Raw genomic sequence first — 23,477 nt, 5'->3', positions numbered from 1 at the left:
CGTGCGCGTAATGCCTCATTGTGCAGGCCGCAGGCACGACGGCCGGCTCCGCGATTCTATGCGCCCATCGCCCCCGCCCGCGCATCGGCCCTCGTCGCCGGGTCCTCTCCTGCGAGCCCGCGCGTCTCGGATCCGCTCCCGTCGAGGACGTCCGCGATCCGGGCCAGCGCCGCCTCACCCGCCATCGCCCAGTGCGTGGCGGGGATGGCGTGCCGGTGGACCGTGCCGTCGACGGCGGTGGCCCAACTCGCCGCGCCACGCGATCCGCTGGGATCGTCGACGGTGGCGGCGAAGTAGACGAGGTCGCCGTCGAAGCGACGTGGCCGGTATTCGTCGACCATCCGCATCGAGGCCGTGGCGGCGTCGATGATGCGGGCGATGCGGTCGCGATCGAGTGCCGCCAGTGGTCCGCCGATGCCCGCGGCCGCGGCGGCGAGACCGTCGGTGTCGAACGCGAGATCGTCACCGGCGAGCCCGCCGAGCAGGTCGCCGACGGTGGGCATCGCAGTCTGTTGCGGTCCGTCGCCGAGCCAGCTGTCCATCATGGCCAGCTGTGCCACCTGTTCGCCGTCGGCTTGCAGGCCGGTGGCGACGGCGTGGGCCAGCAGCCCGCCCAGCGACCAGCCGAGCAGGTGGTACGGCCCTTCCGGCTGCACCTCGCGGATGGCGGCGATGTAGCGGCGCGCCCAGTCCTCGATCGTGGCGGGCAGCGGTTCGTCGGCGGTGAGGGCAGGCGACTGCAACCCGTAGATCGGGCGCTGCGGGTCGAGGTGGCGGGTCAGTCCGGCGAACGACCAGGACACACCGCCGACGGGGTGGATGCAGAACAGCGGCGCGCCGGTGCCGCCGGCGCGCAGCGGGAGCAGGACCGCGAACGCGTCATCGCTCGAATCATCGTCGGCGCGTAGCCGTTCCACGACGACCGCCGGCGTGGGGTCGGTGAAGAACCACGCCACCGGCACCGGGCTGCCCAGTGCTTCGCTCAGTCGAGACGACAGCTGGACCGCGGTGAGGGAGTTGCCGCCGAGGTCGAAGAAGTTGTCGTCCATGCCGATGCGGTCCAGTCCGAGTACCCGGGCGAAGGCGCCTGCGACGAGCTGCTCGGTCTCGGTGATCGGCGCCCGATAGGTCGCCTGGCGGATCTCCGGGCGCGGCAGTGCGCCGCGGTCGAGTTTGCCGGAGGTGTTGACCGGCAACGCGTCCAGCTCGAGGACCACGGCGGGCACCAGGTAGCCGGGTAGTTCGGTGGCCAGCGCCGCCCGCAGCACGGCCGCATCGAATCCCGAACCAGCGTGTGTCACAGTGCCGTCGACCGCCGCACCGGGACCTGCTCCGACGGTAGTGGGCGCACCGGCAATGCCATCGGATTCCTTGTTCCGTGACGCCACCACGTACGCGACAAGTCGATCTGCGCCGACCCCGGACACCACGGCCGCCGCGGCCTGCGCCACCCCGGGCCGCCGCTGCAGCGCGGCTTCCACTTCACCGAGTTCGATGCGCTGGCCGTTGAGCTTCACCTGCAGGTCGGCACGCCCGAGGTATTCCAGTGCCGGGGTGTCGCTTCCCCGCAGGCGAACGAGGTCGCCGGTGCGATACATCCGAGCGCCGGACGCACCGAACGGGTCCGGGACGAACCGCTCCGCGGTGAGCTCGGCGGCCCCGATGTACCCGTGTGCGAGTTGCGCGCCACCGACATACAGCTCACCGGTCACCCCCGGCGGCACCGGACGCATCCTGGCATCGAGCACGTAGAGCCCCGTATTCCACACCGGCGCACCGATCGGCACCGTGACGACGTCGTCATCGGTCACCCGGTGCGCACTCACCTGCACCGTGGTCTCGGTCGGCCCGTAGAGGTTCACCACCTGCGCGCCGGTCAGTGCGCGCACCTGCTGTGCCAGCCCGGCGGGCAACGCCTCGCCACCGGCGAACACCCGCCGTAGCGTCGTACTCACGACACTGTTGCCCGCAGCGGCCGCCTCCCGCACATGCGCCACGTAGGCCGCGAGCAGGGTCGGGGCGAATTGCGCTGTGTCGATGTGGTGTTCGGTGATCAGCGCGGCCAGGTAGGCCGGGTCCCCGTGCCCACCGGGCCGGGCGATGACCGTGCGGGCGCCCACCCGCAGCGGCAGCAACAGCTCCCAGATCGAGGCGTCGAAGGTGATCGGCGTCTTGTGCAGCACCCTGTCACCGGCAGCGAAGCCGAACTGCTGTGCCAGCCAGTCGAGTTGGTGGACGATCGCGCGATGCGGCACGCCGACGCCCTTGGGCAGACCGGTCGACCCGGACGTGAAGATCACGTACGCGGTGTGCTCCGGGAGCAACGGCGCCACCCGTTCGGCGTCGGCGATCGGCGCTACCGGCAAGCCCGCGAGATCGACGGTGTCCAGCGTGATCACCTCGTGCCCGTGCAGTGGGAGGTCCATAGCATCGCCGCTGGTGGTGAGCACGCAGACCGGTTGCGCGATCCGCAGGATGCGGGTGATCCGCTCCGCCGGATGATCCGGATCGATCGGCACGTAGGTGCCACCCGCCGCCAGCACCGCGTACACGCCGACCAGCAACTCGGCCGAGCGCCGAACTCCCACCGCCACCGCGTGATCCGGCCCGACACCGTGGTCGATCAGATGGCGGGCGAGCCGGTTCACCCGCGCCGCGAATTCGGCGTAGGTGAGAACGAGGTCACCGTCGACGAGCGCGACGGCGTCCGGTGTCGCCGCGGCTCGGCGATCGAACGCTGTCGGCAGAACGCCGACCGCGCCGACGTGAGCGATGTCGCCCGGCAGCGACCTCGCATCCTCGGTCGCCGCGACCGGCCACGCATCGTCGGCCGGATGCGCGGTGTCACACCAATTCTCGAGCATCTGACGGTCGCCGTCGGTGAGCAGGTCGATATCGCCGACCGCACCTTCGGGATTCGCCGTGACCGCGTCGAGGATCCGCACGTACCCGTCCGCGATGCGGGCGGCCGTCTCGGCGTCGAACAGGTCGGTGGCGTAGGTCACGCTCACCGCGCAACCACCGTCGGCGGTGCCGGTGAGGACCAGATCCAGGTCGAACTTGGCGATGGCGGCGTCGGCGTCCAGTCCGGTCACGGTGAGGCCGGGCAGGACCACCTCGACCGGGCCTGCGGCCAGGTTCTGGAAGGCCAGCATCACCTGGAACAGCGGGCTGTGCGCGGTCGAGCGGGTCGGGTCGAGCACGTCGACCAGCCGTTCGAACGGCACCTGCGCGTTCTCGAAGGCATCCAGATCCACCCGCCTGGTCTCGCGCAGCAGCGAACTGAACGACGCTGCGGGGTCGACACCGGTGCGCAGCACCAGCGTGTTGACGAACATGCCGACGAGATCGTCGAGGGCCTGCTCACCGCGACCCGCCACCGGGGTGCCGATCGCGATGTCGCCGGCGCCACCGAGTCGCGCGAGCAACGCGGCCAGCGCGGCATGGGCAACCATGAACTCGCTCACGTCGGCGCGACGCGCCAACCGCGCCACCCGCTGCCATACCGTCGGCGGCACAACAGTGTCAACGCTCGCACCACGATGCGACGCGACAGCAGGCCGCGGCCGGTCGGCGGGCAATTCGAGCAACCCGGGCAGTCCGGCCAGCTCGGTGCGCCAGAACCGCAGCTGCCGTGCGGCGACCGACTCGGCGTCGTCCTCGCTGCCCAGCACCGCACGCTGCCACAGCGTGTAGTCGGCGTACTGCACCGGCAGCGGCGCCCACCCGGGTTCGGTCCCCGCGCGACGGGCGAGGTAGGCGGCGGTGGTGTCACGCAGCAGCGGCCCGGCGGAGAACCCGTCGGCGCTGATGTGGTGGATCACCACGACCAGCACGACTTCGTCCGCCGCGCAGCGCAATACGCGCACCCGCACCGGCGGCGCGACGGTGACATCGAATCCGCGCCCGATCTCGGCCGCGACGATCGCCGGTACCGCGATGGGGTCCACGGTCTCCACCACCGGCGTCGGCACGAACTCCCACACCGCCTGGTGCCCGATCCCGTCGACGGCAGGGTAGGCCGTGCGCAGCACCTCGTGCCGGTCGAGCACGTCGGTAACCGCGGCGGCCAGCGCGCCGGCATCGACATCACCGGTGAGCCGCACCGCGATCGGGATGTTGTACGCGGCGGACTCGGGATCGAGGCGGTTGAGCAGCCACATGCGCTGCTGGGCCGCGGACAGCGGTATCCGGGCCGGTCGTTCGCCGGATGTCAACGCGATCCCCGCGCCGCTGCCGGCCGTGGTCGCGAGCGCGGCGGCCAGGTCGGCCACGGTGGTCGCTTCGAACAGGGTCCGCACGGGCACCCGCGTCGACAATGTCGCGCCGAGGCGGGCGGCGACCCTGGTCGCGACGAGTGAGTTGCCGCCGAGTTCGAAGAAGTCGTCGTCGAGCCCGACCCGCTCGCGCCCGAGCACCTCACCGAACACCTCGGCCACCGCCCGCTGCGCCGCGCTGACCGGCGCCCGGAACGGCCTGGCCACGAATTCCGGTGCGGGCAGCGCCTTGCGGTCGAGCTTGCCGGAGGTGTTGAGCGGGAACGCGTCGAGCACCACGATCACCGACGGCACCATGTAGGACGGCAGCACCGCGCCCACGCCCGACCGCAGGGCGGCCGGATCCAGCGCGACGCCCGGCCTCGGCACGACATAGCCGACGAGCTGGTCACCGGTCGCACTCGCCGCGACCACCGCCGCGGCCTGACCGACCCCGGCCGATCCGCCGAGCGCGGCCTCGATCTCACCGAGTTCGATGCGCTGACCACGGAACTTCACCTGGAAGTCGATGCGCGCCAGATAGACCAGTACGCCGTCGCGAGTCCACTTCACCAGGTCTCCGGTGCGATACATTCTCGCGCCCCGGCGATGCCGGTCGCGGCCGTCACCGACGGAATACGCGGTGTCGAGACCCGCGTCCGCGACGGTGCCTGCCGCGCCGGAATGGATGTCCGCCCCGGCGAACGGGTCCGCGACGAATCTGTCGGCGGTGAGCGCGGTGCGGCCGAGGTACCCGCGAGCGAGCTGGTCACCCGCCAGGTACAGCTCACCGGCCACTCCCGGTGCGACCGGGCGCAGCCGTTCGTCGAGCACGTACACGCGCGAATTCCATTCGGGCACACCGATGGGCACCGTCTGCCCGGTCGCACCGTCGGCGGGCCACGCCGTCACCGACACGGCGGCCTCGGTCGGCCCGTACAGGTTGTGCACCGCCGCAGCCGATTTCGCCCGCAGCGCGCCGACAGTCTCCGGAGTGAGCGCTTCACCGATCGCGAGCACCAGCCGCAGACCGGCCAGGTGCTCGGCGTCGGCGTGCGCGGCGAACACTGCCAGCATCGACGGCACGAAGTCGACGACGGTGACCTGCCGCGCTGCCACCAGTTCGGCGAGGTACAGCGGGTCGCGATGCCCGTCCGGGGTGGCGAGCACCAGCGTCGCGCCCGCTGCGAGCGGTGCGAAGAAGCCCCAGACCGACAAGTCGAACCCGGCCGCGGACTTCTGCAGGTACACATCGTCACCGTCGATCGCGTACTGCTCGATCAGCCAGGCGATCTGGTTGCGAATGCCGGCATGACTCATGGCCACGCCCTTGGGTTCGCCGGTCGAGCCGGAGGTGAACAGCACGTAGGCGAGGTTCGAATCCCGCAGGGGGGCGCGGAGTTCGGACTCCACGACCGGATGACCCGGGTAACGGGCAGTGTCGATGTCATCGAGCACGACAACCCCGGTCGGCCCCGCGGTCCGCGAACCACCTGGCGCGGTCTCGCCGCCCTCGACTCCCGGGATCGGCGATCCGCGATCACTGCCGATCACCCGGAACGGCGAGTCGGACGAACCGTCAGCCGGTGCCGGCTTGTCGAATGCGTCTGCGGCGGTGGTGAGGACGAGGTGTGGCCGCGCGGTGTCGAGGATCTGGGTGATCCGGTCGGCCGGGTGATCCGGATCGATCGGCACATACGCGCCGCCCGCGGTGAGGACCGCGTACAGGGCGACGACGAGTTCGGTGGAGCGCCGGATGGCGAGCCCCACCAAGGCGTCGGGGCCGACACCTTCCTCGATCAGGTACCGGGCCAGGCGGTTGACCCGGGTGTCGAATTCGGCGTAGGTCAGGGCCGTGTCCTCGAACACGAGCGCTGTCGCGTCCGGGGTAGCCCGAACCTGCGCACGGAACGCGGTGAGTAGCGTGGCGGCGCCGTCGATCTCGTGGGTGGTGGCATTCCACTCGGTGAGGATGCGCGTGCGCTCGACCGGTTCGAGCACCTCGACCGAATCCAGCGGTGTACCCGGCGATGCCGCGACAGCGGTGAGCAGGCGTTCCAGCCGTCCGGCGATCGCCACCGCGGTCTCGGTGTCGAACACGTCGTGGGCGTAGGTGAGGACGCCGGTGACGCCCGCGGCCGCACCGTCGACCGCGTACTCGTCGCTGACGATGAGGTGCAGATCGAACTGCGACAGCTCGTTCTCGGTGTCCAGCCCCGACACGGTGATCCCGGGCAGGGCCAGCTCGGCACGCTCGAAGTTCTGGAACGAGAAGCCGACCTGGAACAGCGGATGCCGGGCGGTGGAGCGGGCCGGATCGAGCACCTCGACGAGGCGTTCGAACGGCACCTCGGCGTGGGCGTACACGGCGAGGTCGGTGGCGCGCTGGCGAATCAGCAACTGCTGGAACGACTCTCCCGCGCGCAGCCGGGTTCGGAAGACCAGCGTGTTCACGAACATGCCGATCAGGTCCTCGAGCGCGGCCTCACCGCGCCCGGCGACCGGCGTGCCGACGGTGATGTCCGCGCTGCCCGAGAGGCGACCGAGCAGCGCCGCGAACGCGGTGTGCACGACCATGAACAGCGTTGCGCCGGACTCCCTGGCCAGCGCGCTGAGCCGGGCGTGGGTGCCCGCGTCCAGGGTCACCGGCACGGTCCCACCGGCGAGGGTCCGCACCGCCGGGCGCGGGCGGTCCAGCGGCAACGCGAGTTCATCGGGGAGGTCGGCGAGTTCGGCGCGCCAGAAGTCGAGCTGGCGGGCGGCCACCGAGTCGGGATCGGCTTCGTCGCCGAGCAGCGCGCGCTGCCACAGCGCGTAGTCGGCGTACTGCACCGGCAGCGGCGTCCACGACGGGGCCGTACCGTCGCGTCGTGCGAGGTAGGCGGTCATCAGGTCGCGCACCAGCGGCGGCATCGACGAACCGTCGGCGCTGATGTGGTGCACGACCATGGCGAGCACCGCCTCGTCGGCGCTGATCCGATACAGCACCACCTGCCACGGCACACCGGCCGTGACATCGAAGGCGGTGGCGGCCAGCGCCGTCACGGCAGCCACGATCTCCGCCGGCGCGAGGTACTGAACCCGCAGAGCCACACCGGCTTCGGCGGCGGACACGATCCGCTGTACCGGACCTTCGGCGGTCTCGGGGTAATAGGTGCGCAGTACTTCGTGCCGATCGATGAGATCGTCCACCGCGGCGGCGAGCGCGTCGAGATCGAGCGCGCCACCGAGTCGCACCGCGATCGGCACGTTGTAGCCGGCCGAGTCCGGATCGAACCGGTTGAGGAACCACATGCGCTGCTGGGCGGGCGAGAGCGGGATCGAAGCGGGCCGCTCCCCCGCCACCAGCGCCAGCCGCGCCGCGCCGCCCGCGGCGTCGAGCGCGGCAGCCAACGCGGCCACCGCCGGCGTCTCGAAGATCCGCGCCACGGGCACCTGCCGGTTCAACGCCGCACCGAGGCGCGCCGCGACCCGGGTCGCGATCAGCGAGTTGCCGCCCAGATCGAAGAAATCGTCCTCGGCACCGACCAGTTCGACACCGAGCACCTCGGCGACGACCCCGGCCACCAACCGCTCCGACGGTGTCGCCGGAGCACGGAATTCACGAGCGGCCAGCTCGGGCGCGGGCAGCGCCCGCCGATCGAGCTTGCCCGAGGAATTGACCGGGAACTCCGTGAGAACAACGAACGCGCTCGGCACCATGTAGGCCGGAAGTGCCTGCTGTAGAGCGGATTTCACCACGTCGAGGTCCACACCCGGGACGCCGAGCAGGTAGGCGGTGAGGTAGTCGCCGGTGCCGTCGTCACGGACCGTGACCACCGCCCGTTCGATGGTGTCGAGACCGGTGAGAACGGCCTCGATTTCGCCGAGTTCGATGCGCAGGCCGCGCAGTTTCACCTGGAAGTCGGTGCGGCCCAGGTATTCCAGTTCGCCCGAGCGAGTGCGGACCACGAGGTCGCCGGTGCGGTACATGCGGTCGCCGGGGGCACCGAGGGGGTTGGCGACGAAGCGGTCGGCGGACAGATCCGGGCGGGCGAGGTAGCCGCGGGCGAGTTGGACGCCGGCCAGATACAGCTCACCCGGTGTGCCGACGGGAACGGGACGCAGGCGGGCATCGAGCACGTGCAGGGCGGTGTTGGCGACCGGGGCGCCGATCGGCACCGTGACCGTGTCGGCGTCGGTGACCTCGTGGAAGCTCACGTCGACCGCGGCCTCGGTGGGTCCGTACAGGTTGTGCACGGCGACACCGGGGACCAGCGCGCGCAGGCGCTGGGCAGCGGCGGCGGGCAGCGCCTCACCGGAGGCGAATACCTGCCGCAGCGAGACACAGTCGGCCGCACGCGGCTCGGCGAGGAAGGCCGCCAGCATCGACGGCACGAAGTGCGCGACGCCGACACCCGTGCGGGTGATGACCTCGGCCAGGTAGGCGGGGTCGCGGTGCCCGTCGGGCCGCGCGATCACCAGGGTGGCGCCGATCTGCAAGGGCCAGAACAGTTCCCACACCGACACATCGAAGGTGATCGGCGTCTTGTGCAGCACGGTGCCGGCCGCGTCGAGCCGGTAGGCATCCTGCATCCACACCAGACGGTTGACGATCGCGGCATGGGTCACCGCGACGCCCTTGGGCTTACCGGTCGAGCCGGACGTGAACAGCACATACGCCAGGTCCGCGGCACGCAACGGCCGGATCCGGTCGGCATCGGTCACCGGGTCGACTGCGAACCCGGAAAGATCGAGCGCGCCGGGCTCGACACGACGAATGCCGGGCTCGGTGCCGGATTCGACCGGCCGGTAGCCGGACTCGACCTGCGCGGCGGGCACCGCGGTGCGTGCGCCGGTTTCGGGGAAGTCGGCGGCGGCCAGCACACAGACCGGGGCCGCGGTCGCCAGGATGTCGGCGATCCGGTCGGCCGGGTGGTCGGGATCCAGCGGCAGATAGGCGGCGCCCGCGGCCTGGACCGCGTAGAGGGCGACCAGGAGATCGATGCCGCGCCGCAGCCCGACACCGACGACCGCGCCGGGACCGACCTGCTCGGCGATCAGCCAACGCGCGAGGCGGGCGACACGCATCGCGAACTCGCCATAGGTGATCCGCTGCCCCTCGAACTCCAGGGCGATCGCGTCGGGGGTACGCGCGGCCTGCGCCGCGAACATCGAGACCAGCGTCGCCTCGGCGTCGAGCGGGGCCACGGTGTCGTTCCACGCCGCGAGCTGGGCGGACTCGGCGGCATCCAGCAGATCGATCTCGCCGACCGCGATGCTGTCGTCGGCGACGACCGCGCTCAGCACCCGCACGAACCGCGCACCGAACGCCGCCACCGTGTCGGCGTCGAACAGATCCGTGGCGTAGCGCAGCCACCCGCGCATGCCGGGCTCCCCCGCGGCGCCGACGATCTCGTTGATCGCCAGCGACAGATCGAACTGGGTGGTCGCCGCGTCCAGAGCGAACTCGTCGATCCGCAGTCCGGGCAACTCGATGATGGTGTCCTCGCGATGCTCGAACGCGAGCATCACCTGCACGATCGGCGAATACGCCGTGGAGCGGCTCGGATTGAGCTCGTCGACGAGCCGCTCGAACGGCAGGTCGGCGTGTGCGAAGGCCCGCAGATCAGCGTCGCGCACCTCGGCCAGTAGTTCGCCGAACCCGGCACCGGCATCGACCGCCGTCCGCAACACGAGGGTGTTGACGAACATGCCGACCAGGTCGTCGAGCGCGGCATCGGCCCGCCCGGCGACCGGCGTGCCGACGAGCACATCCGCGCCTGCGCCCTGACGAGACAGCAGCACCGCGAACGCCGCGTGCACCACCATGAAGGTGGACACCCCGTGGCGGCGGGCCAGCGCCTCGATCCCCGCCACGACATCGGCGGGCACCTCGAACCCGACGGCCCCGCCCGCACCCGCGCGGACGGCGGGCCGGGGCCGATCCGTCGCCAGTTCGAGAACCGGTGCGATCCCGGCCAATTCGTCACGCCAGTGCGCCGACTGCCGCGCCAGCCGCGACTGTGGGTCGGCCGCGTCGCCGAGCACGGCACGCTGCCACAGGGTGAAGTCCGGATACTGCACCGGCAACGGCTCCCACACCGGAGCGATCCCCGCGGCGCGCGCGGCATAGGCGGCGATGAGGTCCCGCGCCAGCGGCGTCGTCGACACCCCATCGGCGGCGATGTGATGCACAGCGAGCACCAGCACGTGCTCTGTCTGGTGCGAACCCATGCAATGCACGGCCGCGAGACGCGGCGTGGCATCGCCGACCACTGGTCGGCGGTCGACAGCTTCGACCGGCGTTTCCCGGCGCAGCAGCGCGGCGCGCAGAGGCGGCTGAGTGGTCAGGTCGTAACCCTGGCCGATGATCGAGCGCACCGTAGCGGCCAGTTCACCCTCGGCGATCTCGCGCACGACGGCAGCGGGCAGCACCGCGTCGGCGGGAAGGACCACCTGGGTCGGGCCGTCGGCGTCTTCGGGGAAAATGGTGCGCAGTGATTCGTGCCGGTCGAGGACATCGGCCAGGGCCGCCCACAGGGCGCCGGTGTCGAGGTCGCCGGTCAGGCGCAACGCGATCGGCAGGGTGTAGACGGCCGATTCGGGATCGATCCGGTTCAGTAACCACAGGCGAGTCTGGGCCAGCGACAGCGGGATTCGATCCGGGCGCGGTCGCACCACGGTCAGCGGCGGCGACTGTTCGCCGCCGACGCCCGCACGCTCGGCGAGTCCGGCGACGGTCGGGGCGTCGAACACATCGCGCACGTCGAGCGCACTGCCGAGGGCCGCGTTGGCCCGAGCGACCAGACGCATCGCGAGCAGCGAGTTGCCGCCGACGGCGAAGAAGTCGTCGTTGGCGCCGATGCGTGCCACGCCGAGCAATTCGCCGATCACACCGGCGAGCGCGGTCTGCGCACCCGGTCGCGGCGCCACGTATTCGGTGGTGACGGACAGGTCGGCGGCGGGCAGCGCGGCCCGATCCAGTTTGCCCGCCGAGTTGAGCGGCACGGTGTCGAGCACGACCAGGTGCGAGGGCACCATGTACGCGGGCACCCGGCCCGCGACGTGGGCACGCACCGCCACGCTGTCCACCTCGCCCGCGACATATCCGACCAGACACTGCCGACCGGCGTCGTCGGTGGCGGGCAGCACGGTCGCGTGGGTGACGCCGGGTGCGTCGCCGAGCGCGGCCTCGATCTCGCCCAGCTCGATCCGCAGTCCCCGGATCTTCACCTGGAAATCGTTGCGGCCCAAGTAGACCAGCGCATCGTCGCGATCGCGGCGAACGAGGTCACCCGTGCGGTACATCCGGGTTCCGTCGGCCCCGAACGGATCGGCGACGAAGCGGTCGGCGGTCAGGTCGGGCCTGCCCAGATAGCCTCGGGCCAGCTGGTCACCCGCGAGATACAGCTCGCCCGCGACACCGCCGGGCACCGGGTGCAGGCGCTCGTCGAGCACGTAGGCGCGCACGTTCCAGGTCGGCCTGCCGATGGGCAGCTCGGTCTGCTCGACCGGCGCGGTGATCCGCTGGAACGTGCTGGTGATCGCCACTTCGGTGGGGCCGTAGGTGTTGTGCAGTTCGCCGGGGATCGTGGCGAGAACGGTGGCCGCCAGTGGCGCGGGCAGTTCCTCGCCGCCCACGTGCAGCATGCGCAGCCCGCTCAGCGCGTCGCCGAGCCCTTCGGCGAGCATCGCGGCCAGCACCGACGGCACGATCTCCATGATGGTGACGCCCTGCTCGCGCACCACTCGCGCCTGATATTCCAGGTCGAGGTGACCGCCCGGGCGCAACAGCACCAGCGGGGCGCCGAGCAGCGCGGGGGCCAGCAGTTCCCAGAGCGAGACGTCGAAGGTGAGGGGCGCGCGCTGCAGGAAGCGATCGGCCGACGTCATGCCGTATTCGCCACGCAGCCAGCAGATCTCGTTGACCACGGCGCGATGCGAGATCAGCACGCCTTTCGGCGTACCGGTGGAGCCGGACGTGAACAGCACATACGCCGGGTGCTCGGGGTGCAGCGGCGCTAGCCGTTCGAGGTCGGTGACCGGGCCGGCTGCCACCGTGTCCTGCGCTACGTCCTCGAGCTGGCCGACGGTGAGCACCGCAACCCCGGAGCGCGACGCGGCGGCGAAATGCACCGAGGCCGTGGCGGATCGGATACCGCTGTCCACATGGTCGAGGTCACCGGCCGCCGCGACGACGACGAGTCGCGGGGTCGCGGTCGCCAGCACATGCCCGATGCGTTCGGCGGGCTGGCCCGCGTCGATCGGCACGTACACGCCCCCGGCGGCGAGTACACCGTGCAGCACCACCAGCAGTTCGATGCTGCGCGGAACAGCCACGGCCACCGGTGTTTCCGGCCCGACACCGCAGTCGATCAACCTGCGCGCCAACCGGTTCGCCCTGGCAGCGAGCGCGCCGTAGGTGATCTCGACGCCTTCGAAGATCGCCGCCACGGCGTGGGGAGCTCGCGCTGCCGCGGCATCGAGCAGGTGGGCGGCGAGTGGGGCGCGCAGGCCCAGTTCCGCGAGCGCGCTGTCGAGTGGCACCACCTCACCGTGGTGCCGCGCCGGTATTGTGGCCGCGGCGGTGTCGGCCAGCAAGGCGAGGTCGCCGACCGCGGTGCCGGGGGCGGTGACCGCGTGCCGCAGCACCCGATCGAGCATCGCGACCATGGTCGCGATGGTGTCGGCATCGAAAAGATCGGTGGCGTAGCGCAGTTCGAGGTCGAGCCCGTCAGGTGCGCCGTCGGGCGCGAAACGGTCGACGAAGGTGAAGTCCAGATCGACTTCGATCGGCGCATCCGGCAGGGTCAGCCCCGACAGGGTCAGGCCCGGCAATTCGAAGGCGGTCCTGCGCTGGTTCTGCAAGGCCAGGGAGATCTGGTACAGCGGTGAATACCCCTGTGAGCGCGCCGGATTCAGTGCGTCGACCAGGCTTTCGAACGGCACGTCGGCATTGTCGAAAGCATCGAGATCCTCGGCACGGACCGCGTCGAGGAGATCGCTGAAACGCGCGCCCGCGCGCACCTGCGCACGGAGCACGAGCGTGTTGACGAACATGCCGACGATGTCGTCGAGTTCGCGATGGCCACGCCCGGCCACGGGCGTGCCGACGACGATGTCGGTACCGGCCGAGAGCCGCGCGAGCAGCACCGAGAGGCCCGCGTGCAGCACCATGAACGCAGTGGCGCGGTGCGCGCGAGCCAGCTCCTCGATCCCGCGATGCAGGTCGGCGCCGAGGGTGGTGGTGAAGGTCGCGCCCCGGTTGGAGGCGATCAGCGGCCTGCGCCGGTCGGCGGGCAGCGTCAGGACATCGGGCAAACCCGCGAGTCGGCGCGTCCAGTAGTCGAGCTGGCGGGCCAGCGGCGCGTCCGGGTCGTCGGCACTGCCGAGCCCCTCGGTCTGCCACAGCGCGTAGTCGGCATAGTGCACAGCGAGCGCGGGCAGCTGTGGCTGCGCACCCGCAGCGCGGGCGGCGTAGGCGGCCACCAGATCCCGGGTCAGCGGCCCCAACGACCAGCCGTCGGCCGCGATGTGATGCACAACGAGCACCAGCACGTGTTCGGTCGCCGCGACCCGCAGCAGTGCGGCGCGCACCGGCACCTCGCGGGTGATGTCGAAACCGCCGGCGAGGACCGACACCACCGTCGCGGGCACGTGATCGGCAGCCACGTCGACGACGGCGAGCTCGGGCACGAACGCCGGACCGACGAGTTGGGTCGCCTGCCCGTCGAATTCGGGATAGGTGGTGCGCAATGTCTCGTGCCGGGCGATCAGATCACCCAGGGCGCCGCGCAGCGCGGTCGTATCCAGCTCGCCGCTGAGCCGGATCGCGACCGGGATGTGGTACGCGGCGGAGTCCGGATCGAAGCGGTGCAGGAACCACATCCGCTGCTGGGCGGGCGAGAGCGGGATCCGCTGCGGCCGTTGGCCCGCCACCGGTCCACGCCTGCTGCCGGTGCCGCGCAGCGCGTCCAGCCGCACGGCGAGTGCGTCGACGGTGCTGGCCTCGAACAGCTCGCGCACCGGCACCCGCGCATCCAACGCGGCACCGAGCCGGGCCGCCACCTGGGTCGCCAGCAGCGAGTTGCCCCCGAGGGCGAAGAAGTCGTCGCCCGCGCCGACTCGGTCGAGGTCGAGCACCCCGGCGAACGTCGCGGCGACGATCCGCTCGGTGGCGGTAGCGGGCTCGCGGTAGTCGAGCTGCCGCGACTGCGGCGCAGGAAGTGCCCGGCGATCGAGCTTGCCCGAAGCATTCACGGGCAACTCGTCGAGGAAGACGTAGGCGCCAGGGACCATGTAGGAGGGCAGGGTCGCCGCGATCGCTGCGTCGAAGTCGGCGGTGGTGGGCGCCGCCGACGAGTCGCGTCGCGGAACAGCCGGCGCGACGTCGACAGCACGGACCGCGTCGCCTCCCCCGGAATCGGCGCCGCCGGCGATGGGGCCGAAGTCACCGACGACGACCTCGGGTGTCTCGGCAGCACGGACGACGTAGGCGACGAGCTGATCGGTCCGGCCTTCGTCCGAGCGGACCAGCACGGCGACGCGGCCGACGCCGGGAACCGAGGCGATCGCGGCTTCGATTTCGGCCGGTTCGATGCGCAGACCGCGCAGTTTCACCTGCAAGTCGGTGCGGCCGAGGTAGTGCAGCGCCGGACCGTCGGCGCCGGTGCGCCAGGTGACCAGATCGCCGGTGCGGTACAGGCGCTCGCCCGCGCCGAAGGGGTCGGCGACGAAACGTTCGGCGGTGAGCTCGGTACGGCCGTGATAGCCGTCGGCGAGCTGCGCGCCCGCCACGTACAGCTCGCCCGGAACACCCGCGGGGACGGGACGCAGGCGCGAATCCAGCACGTACACACGGGTATCGGCGACCGGTGCGCCGATCGGCACCGTGGCGCCGAGTTCGTCACCGGCCTCGTGCGTGGTGACCTGGATGGCGGTTTCGGTCGGGCCGTACAGGTTGACCACCGTCGCGCCGGTCATCGCGCGCACCCGCCGCGCCAGGTCGGTCGTCAGCGCTTCACCGCCCACGAAGACCAGTCGCAGCGAATCGGACTGCGCGGCAGCCGGTTCCGCCACGACCGCGGCGAGCACCGACGGTACGTACTGGACGACGCTCACCCGATGCCGCACGGTGGCTGCCGCCAGGTAGGCCGGATCGCGATGCCCGTCAGCGGTGGCGAGCACCAAGCGCGCCCCGGCGTGCAACGGCCACAGCAGTTCCCACACCGATGCGTCGAAGGTGAACGGTGTCTTCTGCAGCACCACGTCGTCGACACCGAGCGGGTACTCCCGCTGCAACCACAGCAACTGGTTCACCGCGGCCTTGTGCGGCACGGCCACACCCTTCGGCCTGCCGGTGGAACCTGACGTGAACAGCACATACGCGAGGTGCCCGGGACGCAGCGGCGCCACCCGCTCCGCATCGGTGATCGGCTCGCCGGACAGCTCCGACAGGTCGAGCACGTCGACCTCCACCACCGATTCGCCCACAGCCACACCGATTCCGGCAAGCGTCAGCACACAGACCGGTGCCGTCTGCGCCAGCACATACGCGGTCCGCTCGGCCGGATGATCCGGGTCCACCGGCACATAGGCCGCCCCGGCCACCAGCACGGCGTGCACCGCGACCAACTGCTCCACACCACGGCGCATCGCGACCGCGACCAGCGAGCCAGGGCCCGCTCCCAGCCCGATCAGATGACGAGCCAGTCGTGCGACTCGCACGCCGAACTCCCCGTACGAAAGCTCCACTGCGGTCGTGGAATCAGCAGCACGCAGCGACACCTCGGGCACCGCACCCCCGGCGCGGTGTGCGGCGATGGCATCGGCTGCCGCGTGTTCGAGCCGGGAAATCGCGCTCGAGGACGCCCCGATTCCGAGGGGCGCGCCATCGGCCGCGGTGGGATCGGTATCGACGACGACGGCGATCGCGTGGGGCGTTGCGGCGGCTCGGTCGGTGAGCAGCGAGGCGAGAGTCGCGGCGTGGCCGGTCTCGGTGGCGGTGTCGTTCCACGTGGTCAGGATGTCGGTCCGCTCGGCGGCGTCGAGGAAGTCGAGGTCGCCGACGGGGCGGGCCGGGTCGGCGAGGACGGCCGTGAGGATGCGGTCCAAGCGGGTAGCGAAAGTGGCGACGGTGGTGGCGTCGAACAGGTCGGTGGCGTAGAGGAAGGCACCGGAAATGCCGGTGGGAGTGCCGTTGTCGTCGCGGTGCTCGGTGAGGGTGAGTTCCAGGTCGAACTTGGCGATACCGGTGGGCAGGTCGAAACCTGCGACGGTGAGGCCGGGGAGCGCGAGTTCGCTCGGGGTGTCCTCGTTGAGGGACAGCATCACCTGGAACAGGGGGTTGCGGGCGGTGGAGCGGACCGGATCGAGGACCTCGACCAGGCGCTCGAACGGCACGTCGGCGTGGCCGAAGGCGGCGAGGTCCTGCTCGCGGACCTGGGCCACCAGTGCGGCGAACGGGGTCGCGGGTGCCACCTGCGTGCGCAGGACGAGGGTGTTGACGAACATGCCGACGAGATCATCGAGCGCACGCGCACCGCGTCCCGACACCGGCGTGCCGATCGCGATGTCGGTGGTCGCCGACAGCCGTGCCAGCAGCACCGCGAACACCGCGTGCGCGGCCATGAACACCGTGATGCCCTGCGCGCGAGCGAATTCCGCCAGTGCCCGATGGGTCGCGGCATCGATCTCGACGCCGTGCATCGCACCCCGCCGGGAAGCGACCGCAGGCCGGGTCCGGTCGGTGGGCAGTTCCAGCTGCTCGGGTACCCCCGCCAGCGCGTCACGCCAGAACGAGAGCTGCTTCGCCGCCACCGATTCCGGATCGGCCGCATCACCGAGCACCGTGTGCTGCCACACGGCGTAGTCGGCGTATTGCACCTCCAACGGCGCCCAACCCGGGGCCTCACCGATGGCGCGCGTGCCGTAGGCCGTGAGCACGTCCCGGATCAACGGCCCGAACGAGAAACCATCGGCCGCGATGTGATGCACCACGATGACCAGCACGTACTCAGCACCGGCGGACCCCGTCGAGTCCGCTACTGCGGCATGCCCATCGGCCCGGTCACCCGCGCCCGACGCGCGATGCTCCAGCGCGGTGTCCGGGGCAACACGCAGCAGCGTCGCGCGGATCGGGGCATCGACGGTGAGGTCGAAGCCGGTGGCGGCGAAGGTACGCACGGCGTCGGACAGGTCGGCCGCAGCCACGATCTGCGGGTGGACCTCGGGAAGCAGGCCGGTCGCCGGAAGGATCTCGGCGATGGCGTTGCCGTCCAGTTCCGGGTAGCGGGTGCGCAGGACCTCGTGCCGGTCCAGCACGTCGACGATCGCGGCCTGGAGTGCGGCGATGTCGAGCGCACCGGTGAGCCGGACGGCCAGCGGGATGTTGTCGGTGGCCGAGCCGGGATCGAAGCGGTTGAGGAACCACATGCGCTGCTGGGCAGGCGAGAGCGGCACGGGATCGGGTCGGGGTCCCGCCACCAGCGCGGGGCCGGTGCCGGTGCCACGCAGACGGTCGGCGGCCGCGGCCAGCGTCAGCACCGTCGTGGTGTCGAAGAGCTGGCGGACGGGAATGCGCAGGTCGAGGTCGGCGCCGATGCGCGCCATCAACCGGGTCGCCAGGAGCGAGTTGCCGCCCAGATCGAAGAAGTCGTCGTCGCGGCCGACCCGGTCCAGTCCGAGGACCTCGGCGAACGCGGCGGCCACCACCTGCTCGGCCACCGTTTCCGGTGCCCGGTAGGCGGCGGTGTCGAAGACCGGTGCGGGCAGCGCGGCCCGATCGAGCTTGCCGACGGGGGTCAGCGGCACGGCATCGAGAGTGACGACCGCGGCGGGCACCATGTGCGAGGGCAGGTGCGCGGCGGTGTGCGCGATGAGGGTCGCGGCGTCGATCGTGGCACCGGCGACGGGCACGACATAGGAGACCAGCAGGGTGGCGCCCGCGTCGGTCCGATGACCGACGGTGGCGGCGAAGTCGACCGTCCGATGGCGGGCCAGGACCGCGTCGATCTCGCCGAGTTCGATCCGGAAGCCGCGCACCTTCACCTGGAAGTCGTTGCGGCCCAGGTACTCCAGATCGAACGAGCCTTCGCGCCGCACCCAGCGCACGGTGTCGCCGGTGCGGTACATCCGCTCGCCGGGCGCGCCGAAGGGATTGGTGACGAACCGTCCGGCGGTCAGCGCGGGCCTGCGATGGTAGCCGCGCGCCAGCTGCGCACCAGCGATGTACAGCTCGCCGACGACCCCGGCGGGCACCGGCCGCAGCCGCTCGTCGAGCACCAGTTCGGTCGTGCCCTCCACCGGTGCGCCGAGCGTGATCGCCGTTGCCGCACTGAGTGGTTCGCTGATATTGGTGACGATGGTCGTCTCGGTCGGGCCGTAACCGTTGCGGAAGGTCAGACCCGGAATCGCGGCGGTCCACCGCGCCACCAGTTCCGGCGGGCACGCCTCGCCACCGACCACCACCATCCGCAGCTCGTCGAGGCCCTCCGGGTGCACCGTCGCCAGCGCCGACGGCGTGATGACCACATGGGTCACCCGCTCGGCCCGCAGCAACTCCCCCAGCTCCGCCCCACCGAACACCCCGGCGGGCGCGATGACCATCGTCGCCCCCTCGGTCACGGTCAGCAGCAGCTCGGCCACGGAGATGTCGAACGAGGGCGACGCCACGTGCAGCACGCGCGCATCGGCGCAGGCCAGGTACCGCCCGGCCTGTACGGGCAGATACGCCGCGACCGCACCGTGCGGAATCACCACACCCTTGGGCAGACCGGTGGTGCCGGAGGTGTAGATGACGTACGCGGGATCCAGCGGATCCACCGCTCGTGCACCCGCCGCGCCGCCGTTCACCGCACGGCCACCTGCTGCGCCGACCGTACGGGAATCGGCCACGGGGGCATCTGGAGAGGTCACGACGCCACCGCGACCGGTCTCGACATCGACGGCGTTCTCGACGCTGATCGTCCTGTCACCGGCACGTGCGTATGCGCCCAGGCCCGCCCGCGCCGCATCGTCTGCCGTGGGTTCTGTGCCGTCGAGCACGAGCCAGTTCACGGTAGCCGGCAGATCCGACCGCACCACCTCGATCGTGATACCCGCCGCCGCGCCGGAATCGGAGAGCATGTGGGCGATGCGGTCGGCGGGATAGTTCGGGTCGACCGGGAGGAAACCCGCGCCGGACTTCACGACGGCCCAGATCGCGGTGATCGAGTCGGCCGAACGCGGAATACTCACGGCGACAAGGTCACCCGTACCGACGCCGAGATCGGCGAGACGGGCGGCCAGGGAGGTGGAGGCGTCGTCGAGCTCGCCGTAGGTGAGGGTGCGGGCGCCGTCTCGGATGGCGATCGCGGTGGGGTCGGTGGCGGCGCGGGCGAGGACCTGCGGCAGCAGCGCAGCGGGAGTCGACGGGCCGCCGGTACGGGCGGTCAGCTCGGCGAGTTCGGTGTCGATCAGTAGTGGCAGGTCGGCGACGGGAGTCTGCGGGGCCGCGGCGATCGCGGCGAGCAGGCCGGTGAAGCGGGCCACCGTGCGCGTGATGGTCTGCTCGTCGAACAGATCTGTGGCGTAGGAGAATTCGCCGGACAGACCCATGGCCGCGGAATCACGCAGGGTCAGGGAGAGATCGAACTTCTCGATGTCATAGGGCAAGTCGACGGCGGCAGCGCGCAGACCGGGCAGCTCGAAGGTGGTCGGCGGCAGGTTCTGCAACGACAGTGCCACCTGGAACAGCGGATGACGACCGGCTGAACGGGTCGGCGCGAGCACCTCGACGAGCCGCTCGAACGGCAGGGTGGTGTGGTCGAAAGCGGCCAGATCCCCGGTGCGGACGCGGCCGAGCAGGCCGGCGAACGGTTCGCCGCCACGCACCTGAGTGCGCAGCACGGCGGTGTTGACGAACATGCCGATGACGTCGTCGAGTTCGGCGGCACCGCGCCCGGCGACCGGCGTGCCGATCGCCACATCGGCATTGCCCGACAGGCGTGCGATCAGCACCGACAATGCCGCGTGCAGCACCATGAACAGGGTCGCACCCTGTTCCGCGGCAACAGCGTTCAGCGCCGCGACCACGTCGGCATCGAGCTCGAACGAGACCCGGCGTCCCCGCATCGACGCGGTGGCGGGGCGAGGGCGATCGGTCGGCAGGCCCGACTCGTCCGGCAGTCCGGCCAGCGAGTCACGCCAGAACGCGATCTCGCGCCCGGCCTGCGAGTCGGCGTCGTCCTCCGCGCCGAGGACGGCACGCTGCCACAGGGTGTAGTCGGCGTACTGCACCGGCAGCGGATTCCACTGCGGCGCCATACCTTCGGCACGCGCGTAGTAGGCGGTCATCGTGTCACGCACCAGCGGACCGGCCGACCAGCCGTCGGAGGCGATGTGGTGCACCACCAGCACCAGCACGTGATCACCGTCGACCTCGAACAGGCTCGCGCGCACCGGTGGCGCGGCCGTGACATCGAATCCGCGCAGAATGACGGCCGCCAACACCTCCGGAAGGTCCTCGGCGCCGATGCTGACGGCGTCGAGCACCGTCGAAGACCCCGGCGCGACTCCATCGGCGCCGGCATCGGCGTGGTCGCTCGAAGACAATTCGGCCGCAAGCACTTCGAGCGCCTCGGCGACAGGAAGAACCCGCTGTGTCCCCACCCCGTCGACCTCGGGGTACACCGTGCGCAGCACCTCGTGCCGCGCGATCAGATCACCCACCGCCGCCCGCAACGCGTCCCGATCCAGCGCACCCGTCAACCGCACCGCGATCGGGATGTTGTACGCCCCGGTCGCTGGATCGAACCGGTTGAGGAACCACATCCGCTGCTGCGCGGGCGAGAGCGGCAACAGCTCGGGACGCGGACCCGCGACGAGCGCGGGCCGATCATCGACCACCCCGCCCTCGACCAGCTTCGCGAGTACGGCCACCGTCGGGCTGTCGAAGAAGTCGCGAACATCCACCCGCACACCGAAGTTCGCCTGCAACCGGCCGATGGCGCGGGTGGCGATCAGCGAGTTGCCGCCGAGGCGGAAGAAGTCGTCGTCCAAGCCGACCACGTCCACCTCGAGCAGCTCGGCGAACAACGCGGCGACGGTACGCTCGGTCGCCGTGCGTGGCTCCCGGAATTCGGCGGCCGACACCCGGAAGTCCGGCTCCGGCAACGCTTTCCGATCCAGCTTGCCGCTGGCATTGATCGGCATCGCGTCCAGCTGCACCAGCAGCGACGGCACCATGTACTCGGGCATCGACGACTTGGCGTGCTCGACCAGCTCGGCCTCGTCGAGCACCGCACCGTCGACGCTCACCACATAACCGACCAGCGCCTCACCGGCGCCATGGCGATGCAGCACCACCGCCGCGTTGCCGACGCGAGGGTGCGCGGCCAGCACGGCCTCGATCTCCCCCAGCTCGATCCGCAGACCACGCAGCTTCACCTGGAAGTCGGTGCGCCCCAGGTATTCCAGCTCACCGCGCGACTCCCGTACCAGGTCACCGGTGCGATACATGCGCTCACCGGGCACGCCGTACGGATTGGCGACGAACCGATCCGCGGTGAGTCCCGGGCGCGCCACGTACCCACGCGCCAACTGGACACCCGCCAGATACAGCTCGCCGACCACCCCGACGGGTACCTGGTCGAGGTTCTCGTCGAGCACGAGCAGCCCGGTGTCGTCGGCGGGACCCCCGATCGGCACCGACACCTCGTCGAGAGCGGTCACCTCGTGCGCGGTGACGTCGACCGCCGCCTCGGTGGGCCCGTACAGGTTGTGCAGCGCCGTCGCCGACAGCGCGCGCAGCCGGGCGGCCGTGGCAGCGGGCAGCGCCTCACCGGAGGCGAACACCATCCGCAACGACGACAGATCCACCTCGGGACCCACGTCACCGACGAACGCGGCCAGCATCGACGGCACGAAGTGCGTCACGGTGACCCGATGCTGGGCAATCAGCGCCGCCAGGTACGCGGGATCACCGTGGCGCCCCGCCTCGGCGACCACCAGCCGAGCGCCGATCTGCAAGGGCCAGAACAACTCCCACACCGACACATCGAAGGTGTAAGGCGTCTTCTGCACCACCACATCGGCCTCGGTCATGGCGTAGCGGCGCTGCCGCCAATCCAGGTTCGCCACGATCGCCCCGTGGGTGACCGCCACGCCCTTCGGCCTGCCCGTGGAGCCGGACGTGAAGATGACGTAGGCCGTGTTGCCCGCCCGTACCCCGGACACCACCTCGCCGGGCGCCGCGTCCCAGTCGATGTCATCGGTGCGCAGCACCGGCGCGCCGTTCAGATCCGGCTCGTCGCCTGCCCGTGTCACGACCACCACCGGCCGCGCCACCTCGAGCACATAGTGCAGCCGGTCCACCGGATGATCGGGGTCGAGCGGCACATACGCACCGCCCGCACGCACGATCGCGTGCACCGCGACGATCAGCTCGACACTGCGCCGCATCGCCAACCCGACCAGCGTCTCCGGCCCGACGCCCGCCTCGACCAATCGCGCCGCCAGCACCCGCACTCTGGCATCGAATTCCGCGTAGGTCAGCGTGACGTCACCGCACTGCACCGCGACAGCATCCGGCGTCCGCGCCACCTGCGCGGCGAACCGATCGACCAGCGTCGCCGCGGCCACCGCCTCCAGCCCCAGCGCCGCCATCACATCGCCCGCGAGCGAATCCAGCAGCACACCGAACGTCCCCTCGGCGGCATCGACCACGCCGGGGAACAGCTCGGCGAGCACCACCTGCACGAGCGTCTCCGCGTCCAGCGCCCCACCGGTGAGCTCGGCCATCAGCGTGAGCTGGGCGTCGAGATCGGCATAGGACACCGCGGTGCTGTCGAACTCGACCGCGATCCGCGCCGGATCCATCGCCGCGACCGTCGCCACCAGCGCCGCCAGCTGTTCTGTTTCCGCGCGCGCCGGAGTGGGGTTGGTCATCGCACACTGCCTTCCATTACCGGCCGCGGGTAACGCCACGCGGCCGCACAAACTCTCGGAACTCCCCGGCTCGAACCGGGGTGGGGTGGATCGGCGCGGGGGCGGCCAACCTCGGGCACCCTGCCCGAAATCCGCCCGCGCACACCGAATTCAGTGCGATCGGCTATGACACGATCGCGGCAATCCGGCTCGCCGCCACGCAACCAGCAATGACTCGGCTATCTCCCGACCTCCATCGTCAACCCCGACACCTGAAACACGCGTCCGAACACGAGGAGAAGCGTATTCGTTTCAATAATAAACCGGACCAGA

1 protein-coding gene is annotated in these 23,477 nt (G+C 70.9%); it reads right to left on the bottom strand.

What is annotated here, in order from left to right:
• Positions 1–56: 56 nt before the first annotated feature.
• Entirely contained in the window at positions 57–23,165 is a 23,109-nt protein-coding gene (locus tag ACFVVI_RS01345; RefSeq protein ID WP_387442345.1) for a non-ribosomal peptide synthase/polyketide synthase, read from the bottom strand.
• Positions 23,166–23,477 lie beyond the last annotated feature (312 nt).

Origin of the sequence: Nocardia sp. NPDC058114, from assembly GCF_042884695.1 — a bacterium.
In the GTDB taxonomy this organism is placed as follows: Bacteria; Actinomycetota; Actinomycetes; order Mycobacteriales; family Mycobacteriaceae; genus Nocardia.
Note: the sequence above shows the minus strand (reverse complement) of the source record. Positions and strands in the feature narration are given on the sequence as shown.